Source organism: Flavobacterium collinsii, assembly GCF_902804485.1.
Taxonomy (GTDB): domain Bacteria; phylum Bacteroidota; class Bacteroidia; order Flavobacteriales; family Flavobacteriaceae; genus Flavobacterium; species Flavobacterium collinsii.
This window is the reverse complement of record NZ_CADCST010000021.1, coordinates 1-9,382: the sequence shown is the minus strand read 5'-3', so window position 1 is coordinate 9,382 and position 9,382 is coordinate 1. Positions and strand designations below refer to the sequence as shown.

The window sequence follows — 9,382 nt, the reverse complement described above, 5'->3', positions numbered from 1 at the left end:
TCCAGACTTTAGGGAACTTTTAAAAAGAGTAAAAGAAACTACACTTGGTAGTTATGATCATCAATTGGCTCCATTTGAGAAAGTAGTAGACCGTGTGGTCACTACCCGTGATATGAGCATGAGTCCATTGTTTCAGGTGATGTTCGTACTGCAGAATGCGTTAGAAAATTCGGGTAAAACAGGAAAAGGTTTGGAAGGAGTTACACTTTCAGGTTATGAGTTTGATACTTTTAATTCGAAAGTTGACCTAACATTGACTGTTTCTGAAAATAATGACGGTATTATAGTAGGTATAGTGTATTGTACCGCTTTGTTTGATAGGGCTACCATTGATCGTATGCTTTTGCACTATAAAGAATTACTAGTTAGTATTGTAATTGATATCGACCAGCCAGTAGGCAGTTTGTCGATGTTGACAAAAGAGGAAGAATACCAACTATTGCATTTATTCAATGATACAACAGTTGCTTATCCAAAAGATAAAACGATAGTTGATTTGTTCGAAGAACAGGTGAAGAAGACTCCTGATGCTATAGCTGTGGTTTATGAAGGAGAAACATTAAGTTATAGGGAGTTAAACGAGAAGTCGAATCAACTGGGTCATTATTTAATAGAACAGGGAGTTGAGCCGGATACTTTGGTAGGTATTTGTCTGGAGCGTAGTCTGGAGATGCTTATAGGTATCTTGGGTATTTTAAAATCAGGGGGTGCTTATGTGCCTGTTGATCCTGATTACCCGTCGGATCGTATTGGTTATATGCTTGTTGATGCCGGTATTAAACTGGTATTAAGTATGGAAGATAACCATAAGATTCTGGCAGATTATAAGGATATTGATGTTTTACTATTGGATAAAGATTGGGCGAAGATCTCTGTTAATCCTACAACAGCATTAAACGTTGCATTATCACCAAGTCATCTGGCTTATGTAATTTATACCTCAGGAAGTACGGGTAATCCCAAAGGTGTCTTGATAAGCCATAGTAATGTTGTTCGTTTGTTTAAGAATGAATCTTATTTATTTGATTTTGGGACTAATGATGTGTGGACATTGTTTCATTCATTTTGTTTTGATTTCTCGGTATGGGAGATGTATGGTGCCCTGCTTCACGGAGGTCGATTGGTAGTTGTACCAAAAGCAGTAACAAAAGATGCTATTTCGTTTAAGGAATTATTGATAAGTGAAGGGGTAACAGTTTTAAATCAAACCCCCGGATCGTTTTATGCACTTCAACAGGAATTTCTCACGGGAGGTTTTAATCATTCGCTTCGTTATGTAATATTTGGAGGAGAAGCCTTGAATCCTATTTATTTACAAGACTGGAAAGCGTCTTATGTTGATTGTAAAATGATTAACATGTATGGAATAACGGAGACCACGGTGCATGTTACTTATAAAGAGCTTAATGCAGAAGACATGTTAAATCCTGTTAGTATGATAGGTTCCGCTATTCCTACTTTAGGTTGTTATATTTTAGATGACAATTTAAATTTGGTACCGGTGGGAGTTATCGGAGAACTATGTGTAGGTGGAGCTGGAGTAGCCAGAGGTTATCTAAACAGGGAAGAATTAACCAGAGAAAAGTTTATAGAAAATCCTTTTGTAGCAACAGACCGATTATACCGATCAGGGGATTTAGGGCGTTGGCTTGCTGATGGAAATATAGAGTATATTGGCAGGAAAGATAACCAGGTTAAAATTCGTGGTTACCGAATAGAATTGGGAGAGATTGAGAATGTACTATCATCGATACCCGGAATCAGCCAGTGTTGCGTATTGGCCAAAGCAGATGCAGGGGGTAACAAACGTCTTGTTGGTTATGTGATTTCGGAGGGCAAGCTGGATAAGGGTGATTTGCAGCAACAGTTAAAATTAAGTTTGCCTGAGTATATGGTCCCTATGATTTGGGTTGAACTGGAAGAGATACCGTTAACCTCAAATGGAAAGCTGGACAGAAAAGCTTTACCAGATCCTGATAGTTCAGATTTGTCTACAAAAGAATATGTTGGTCCGCGCACTGATACTGAAAAGCAACTGACAGAGATTTGGCAGAATTTGCTTGGAGTAGAGAAAGTAGGTATTTATGATAATTTCTTTGAGCTGGGAGGTCATAGTTTGCTGGTAACCCGTCTGGTATCAATAATTCGCGATGAGTTGTCCATAGAAATATCTATTAGAGAGATATTTAAATTTAGTACTGTGGATGAATTATCTTCTTATTTACATTATAAGATAATTAATTTTAATGATTCCATAGATGAGTATAGTATGAATATTGAATTGTAATTTTAGTAATATATGGAGTTTTTAAGTTTTTTTCAGAGAATAAACAGAGAAGGTATAAAGCTGGTATTAAATAATGGATCGTTAAGCATTAAGTCAAATGGGGAAATTGATTCAGAATTACTTTTGGAAATAAGAAATAATAAAGAACAGATTATTGAATATTTAAAAAAATATCAGAGTGAAAATGTAGCACCAGATTTACTCGAAAAATATCAGAGTAAAAATATCAAAAAAAAATTGCTCGAAAAAATTACTCCCTATATAGATAATCGTCCAACTCGTGTTCCTTTGTCTTTCAGTCAGGAACGTTTATGGTTTTTGGATCAATTACAGGGTAGTAAAGAGTACCATATTCCAATAGTGCTTCGTTTGGAAGGTGAATTAGATGGATCTATATTGGAACAGACTCTTGAAAGTATCGTATCTCGTCATGAAATATTGCGTACGATTCTACTATCAGAGGATGGCGTCGGATATCAGGAGGTAATAAGCGCAAAGGATTGGATCCTTGATCAGGTTGAAATAATAGATGCATCATTATTTGAAAATATTCTTCAGAATTACTTGATAATCCCTTTTGATTTATCAAAAGATTATAAGTTACGAGCTTGTTTGTATGATTTAGGAGATCAAAAATATATATTGGCCTGTGTACTGCATCACATTGCCAGTGATGGCTGGTCAGGGGGTATCTTGGTAAATGAGTTTATGGAGCTTTACAGCGCGCTTCAATCCGGAAGAAATGCTGTTTTGCCAGAACTCATTTTGCAATATTCGGATTATGCGATCTGGCAGCGAAAATACCTGGAAGGAGTTGTTTTGGAATCGCAGCTGTCGTATTGGGAAGAGAAACTTAAGGGAGTTGATACCTTATTGTTACCAACAGATTATCCTCGCAATTCTGTTCAGAGTACAGCAGGGTCAGTTATTTCTTTTGTGTTGGATAAAGAACTTAGCAAATCGCTGAATATCTTATGTCAGAGAGAAGGTGTTACACTTTTTATGGTGATGCTGTCAGCTTTTAAGGTTTTGTTATCTCGTTATAGCGGTCAGGATGATATTTGCGTCGGAACGCCTATTGCGAATCGTACCCAATCAGAGCTAGAGGGCATGATAGGCTTTTTTGTCAATACACTTGCGCTTCGCAGTGATCTGAGTGGTAATCCAGATTTCAGGGAACTTTTAAAAAGAGTAAAAGAAACTACACTTAGTAGTTATGATCATCAGCTGGTCCCATTTGAGAAGGTAGTAGATCGTGTCGTCACTACGCGTGACATGAGCATAACGCCATTGTTTCAGGTATTCTTTGCATTACAGAGTAATTCAGGTATATCGGGTGCAAGGGAAGGTCTCGACGGTATAACAATTTCAGAATATGAATTTGATATGGTCACATCACAATTTGACCTAATGCTTAATATTTCTGAAGAAAGCGGTGGTATCTCATTGAATATGATGTACTGTACAACTCTTTTTAAGAAATCAAGTATTGAAAGAATTATTCAGCATTATAAGGAACTACTTCTAAGTATTGTAAATGATATTAACCAGCCCATAGGCAGTCTGTCTATGCTTACGATAGGGGAGAAACATCAGTTACTGAATGTTTTCAATGACACTATAATAGATTATCCTTTGGATAAGACAGTGGTTGACTTATTTAGAGAGCAAGTAAGTCGTACTCCAAACGCTATAGCGGTCGTTTTTGAGGGAGAGCAATTAACATACAGTGAATTAGATCAAAAGTCGACTAATTTGGCATTTTATCTAAAACATAATTATCATTTGAAAACTAATGATATAGTAGGTTTGATGATTGATCGTGGAATCTGGTCGATTATTTCGATATTAGGGATTCTAAAATCAGGAGCATGTTATCTGCCTATAGATAAAGATTATCCAGATGCACGAAAATCATTCCTTATAAGGGATTCTAATATGAAATTATTAATCATAGGTTCAGATAGCTTATTCGAGGTAATGGATTATGATATAAGTATTTTTTCAATAGATATAGAATTTGACACACTATCAAAAGAATTCATAACACCAGATTTTGCAGATATTATTCTTAGCGTATCAGATTTAGCCTATGTTATTTATACATCAGGCAGTACAGGAAATCCAAAAGGTGTTATGGTGAGCCATAGTAACCTGGTTAACTATTTATATCATAGTATTGATTGCTATGGGGTAAATGGAGGTTCGTATAATTTTCCATTGTTCAGCTCGCTATCTTTTGATTTGACGCAAACTAGTATTTATTTAACATTGTTAACAGGTGGAGAATTGCATATTTATAGCAGTAATAATATTAGTGGAGTATTCAAGGATATAGTTTTAAATGATTCAATAAACTCAATCAAGTTGACGCCAGCACATCTATCCTTTTTTGAAGGGCTACAGATTGTAAATTTGAAAAGGTTTATTATAGGAGGTGAACAGTTAATACTATCAGATTTGAAAAATCTTGGAGAATTGGATCTTTCAGTAAGACTGTTTAACGAATATGGGCCAACTGAGGCAACAATTGGCTGTAGCGTTCTGGAGGTTACTAATTACAGATCAATGGGAAGTATAAATATAGGTAAGCCGATAGCTAATACTCAAATTTATATTATGGATGAAACTCAAAATATTATTCCTATTGGAGTAGTAGGGGAGTTATGCATTGGAGGTGTTCAAGTAGCTCAAGGTTATCTGAATCAGGAAGAGTTAACCCGAGAGAAGTTTATATCAAGTCCTTTTGTAGAAGGCGATAGAATTTATAAGACGGGAGATTTAGCACGTTGGCTCCCTGATGGTAATCTGGAGTTTATCGGCAGAAAGGATAATCAGGTTAAAATCCGTGGTTATCGAATAGAGCTTGGTGAAATTGAGAATGTATTATCTTTTATACCAGAAATTAGTCAGTGTTGTGTACTGGCCAGGGAAGATGAAGGTGGAATCAAACGTTTGGTCGCTTATGTAGTTTCGCAGGGCAAGTTGGATAAGATTTATTTGCAACAGCAGTTGAAATTAAGTTTACCAGAGTATATGATTCCTATGATCTGGGTTGAGTTGGAAGAGATGCCACTTACCTCAAACGGAAAGCTGGATAGGAAAGCTTTGCCAGATCCTGACAGTTCAGATTTGTCTACGAAAGAATATGTGGCTCCACGGACAGATACAGAACACCAATTGGCTCAAATTTGGGAGAATTTGTTGGGAGTAGAGAAGGTTGGAGTTCATGATAACTTTTTTGAATTGGGAGGCCATAGTTTACTGGCTACCCGATTGGTATCGATGATCCGTAAAGAATTGTCTATTGAAATTGAAATAGCAGATGTTTTTGAATATACTACTATTTCAACTTTAGGAGTACATGTATCAATTCAATCAGAAGGAGTATTATTACCTGCTGTTGTCTTAGAAGACCGCTCAGGACGGATTCCTTTGTCTTTTAGTCAGGAACGATTGTGGTTTTTGGATCAGTTAGAAGGCAGTGTTGCTTATCATATTCCTATTGTACTTCGACTTGAAGGAGCGTTAGATACATCGATATTAGAACAAACGCTTCAAAGTATTGTATCTCGTCATGAGGTTTTGCGTACTATTCTGTTATCAGAAGATGGTATAGGGTATCAGGAAGTCATAAGTGAAAAGGAGTGGATCCTTGATCAGGTTGAAATAAGTGATAGATCATTATTTGAAAATATCCTTCAGGATTATCTGATGGCTCCATTTGATTTGTCAGCAGATTATAAGTTACGAGCTTGTCTGTATGATTTAGGAGATCAAAAATATATATTGGCCTGTGTGTTTCACCACATTGCCAGTGATGACTGGTCAGAGGGTATCTTGGTAAATGAGTTTATGGAGCTTTACAGCGCGCTTCAATCGGGAAGAGCGGCTGTTTTACCTGAGCTTTCTTTGCAATATTCAGATTATGCGATCTGGCAGCGAAAACACTTGGAAGGAGCTGTTTTGGACTCTCAGTTATCGTATTGGGAAGAGAAGTTAGAGGGAGTAGGTACTTTATCATTGCCCACAGATTATGTTCGTCCATCGATTCAAAGCACAGCAGGATCGAATGTTTCTTTAACTCTTGATAAGAATCTTAGTGATTCTTTAAATGCCTTGTGTCAGGCAGAAGGTGTTACATTATTTATGTTGATGTTGTCAGCCTTTAAGGTATTATTGTCGCGTTATAGTGGTCAGGATGATATTTGTGTTGGAACTTCTATTGCGAACCGCACCCAATCAGAGTTAGAGGGCATGATAGGCTTTTTTGTAAACATCTTGGCACTTCGCAGTGATCTGAGTGGTGATCCAAGTTTCAGAGAACTTTTAAAAAGAGTAAAAGAAACTACACTTGGGGGCTATGACCATCAGCTGGCTCCATTTGAAAAGGTCGTGGATCGAATGATTACTGCCCGTGATATGAGCATGAGTCCATTATTTCAAGTTTTATTTGTACTGCATAATACACCTGAAGAGTCAGGGAAATCAGGAAAAGATTTAGAAGGGGTTACTCTTTCAGGTTATGAATTTGACTCTGTTACTTCTAAGTCAGATTTAACATTGAATGCATCTGAAGGAGATTCAGGCCTTATATTGACTATAGAGTATTGTACCGCTTTATTTGATAAGTCCACGATTGATCGTATGCTTTTACATTACAAAGAGCTTTTGATTTCTATTTTGGGAGATATTACTCAGCCAGTAGGCACTTTGTCGATGTTGAGTACAGAGGAGGAGGAGCAGTTATTAAATATTTTTAATGATACTGAATTAATTTATCCTGAGGATAAAACGATAGTTGATTTGTTTGAAGAACAGGTGAAGAAGACTCCTGATGCTATAGCATTGTTTTTTGAAGATCAGGTTATGACGTATAAGGAACTCGATGATCGTTCGAATCAATTGGTTCATTATTTCGAATCTGTAGGTATGGTTGAAGATTCGCGAATAGGAATCTTGTTTAACAGAAGTTTCGATATGATCATTAGTATCTTAGGGGTTCTGAAATCAGGATGTACTTATGTTCCTTTAGATCCTTCATTACCTTCAAAAAGATTATCCTATATTTTAGAGGATTCGGGTGTGAATTTCCTTCTTTACAAGGAGGAATCCTTATTGTCAAATTTATCTGTTTCAGAATTTATTTTTTTCTTAGATATAGCAGAATCATTAGCTTTAGAAACATCTAAATTATCCTATAGAATAAAGCCAGTTTCCGTTGCTTATATTATGTACACTTCAGGAACTACAGGTAATCCAAAAGGAGTGATGATCACACATAATAATATTGTTAGTTTGTGTAAAAGCTGTGATTATATTTCATTAAATTCAGATACAGTCTGGTTGTCCACAGGATCTATTTCTTTTGATGCTACGACCTTAGAATTTTTTGGTACTTTATTAAATGGAGGGCAATTAATATTAGCAGATACTAGCTCATTATTAAACATCGTTAGTCTGAGAGACCTTATTATAAAACATAGGGTTACCACTATGTGGATGACGGCTTCTTGGTTTCATCAAATAGTTGAAGATGATATATGTGTTTTTGAAAATTTGACTGATTTATTAGTAGGAGGAGACGTGGTTTTGTTTGCTTATACCAATAAATTAAAAGAACATTATCCAGAGCTACATATTGTCAATGGTTATGGACCTACAGAAAACACTACTTTTTCTACGACTTACAGTATTGATGAAGTTACTTATAAGAACCTTCCTATTGGTAAACCTATTAAAAATAGTCAGGCCTATATCTTAGATTCAAAATTGGAGCTTTTACCCATTGGAGTAGTTGGAGAATTATGTGTTGGAGGATCAGGATTAGGTCGAGGTTATTTGAATCAGGAAGAATTAACCCGAGAGAAGTTTATAGAGAATCCATTTAAAGAGGGAGATATAATTTATAAGACGGGAGATTTGGCTCGTTGGCTTGCTGATGGTACTATAGAATTTATAGGCAGAAAAGATGATCAGGTTAAGATTCGTGGTTATCGAATAGAGCTTGGTGAAATAGAGAATGCTCTCTCATCAGTGTCAGGAATCATTCATTGTTGTGTATTGGCTAAGGAAGATACAGTTAACAGTAAACGTCTGATTGGTTATGTTGTTGTTGAAGGCAAGCTGGACAGGGCTGCTTTACAGGAACAGTTGAAATTAAGTTTGCCTGAGTATATGGTTCCTATGATCTGGGTTGAGTTGGAAGAGATGCCACTTACCTCAAACGGAAAGCTGGATAAGAAAGCTTTGCCGGATCCTGATGGTTTAGAATTATATGTAAAAGAATATGTTGCTCCAGTGACAGATACAGAACACCAATTGGCTCAAATTTGGGAGAATTTGTTGGGAGTAGAGAAGGTTGGAGTTCATGATAACTTTTTTGAGTTGGGGGGGCATAGTTTACTAGCTACCCGATTGGTATCGATGATCCGAAAGGAATTGTCTATAGAGGTATCTATCAGGGAAATATTTCAATACAATACTATCTCAGCTTTAGCTACACATGTATCAGTTCAATCAGAGAGAGTGTTACTACCTGCTGTTGTCATAGAAGACCGCTCAGGACGGATTCCTTTATCTTTCAGCCAGGAACGATTGTGGTTTTTAGATCAGTTAGAAGGCAGTGTTGCTTATCATATTCCTATTGTACTTCGTTTGGAAGGAGCGTTAGACACATCGATATTGGAACAAACGCTTCAAAGTATTGTATCACGTCACGAGGTTTTGCGTACCATTCTGTTATCAGAAGATGGTATAGGATATCAGGAAGTCATAAGTGAAAAGGAGTGGATTCTTGATCAGGTTGAAATAAGTGATAGATCATTATTTGAAAATATCCTTCAGGATTATCTGATGGCTCCTTTTGATTTGTCAGCAGATTATAAGTTACGAGCTTGTTTGTATGATTTAGGAGATCAAAAATATATATTGGCTTGTGTGCTGCATCATATTGCCAGTGATGGCTGGTCAGGTGGTATCTTGGTAAATGAGTTTATGGAGCTTTACAGCGCGCTTCAATCGGGAAGAGCGGCTGTTTTACCTGAGCTTTCTTTGCAATATTCAGATTATGCGATCTGGCAGCGAAAATACTTG

2 protein-coding genes are annotated in these 9,382 nt (G+C 36.6%); both read left to right on the top strand.

Features of this window, described 5'->3' with window-relative positions:
* A partial coding sequence (locus tag FLA105534_RS00140) for a non-ribosomal peptide synthetase (RefSeq protein WP_173964031.1) occupies positions 1-2,287 on the top strand: 2,287 nt, incomplete at its 5' end.
* Positions 2,288-2,299: 12 nt separating this feature from the next.
* On the top strand, positions 2,300-9,382 hold a 7,083-nt coding region (locus tag FLA105534_RS00135), incomplete at its 3' end, for a non-ribosomal peptide synthetase (RefSeq protein WP_173964030.1).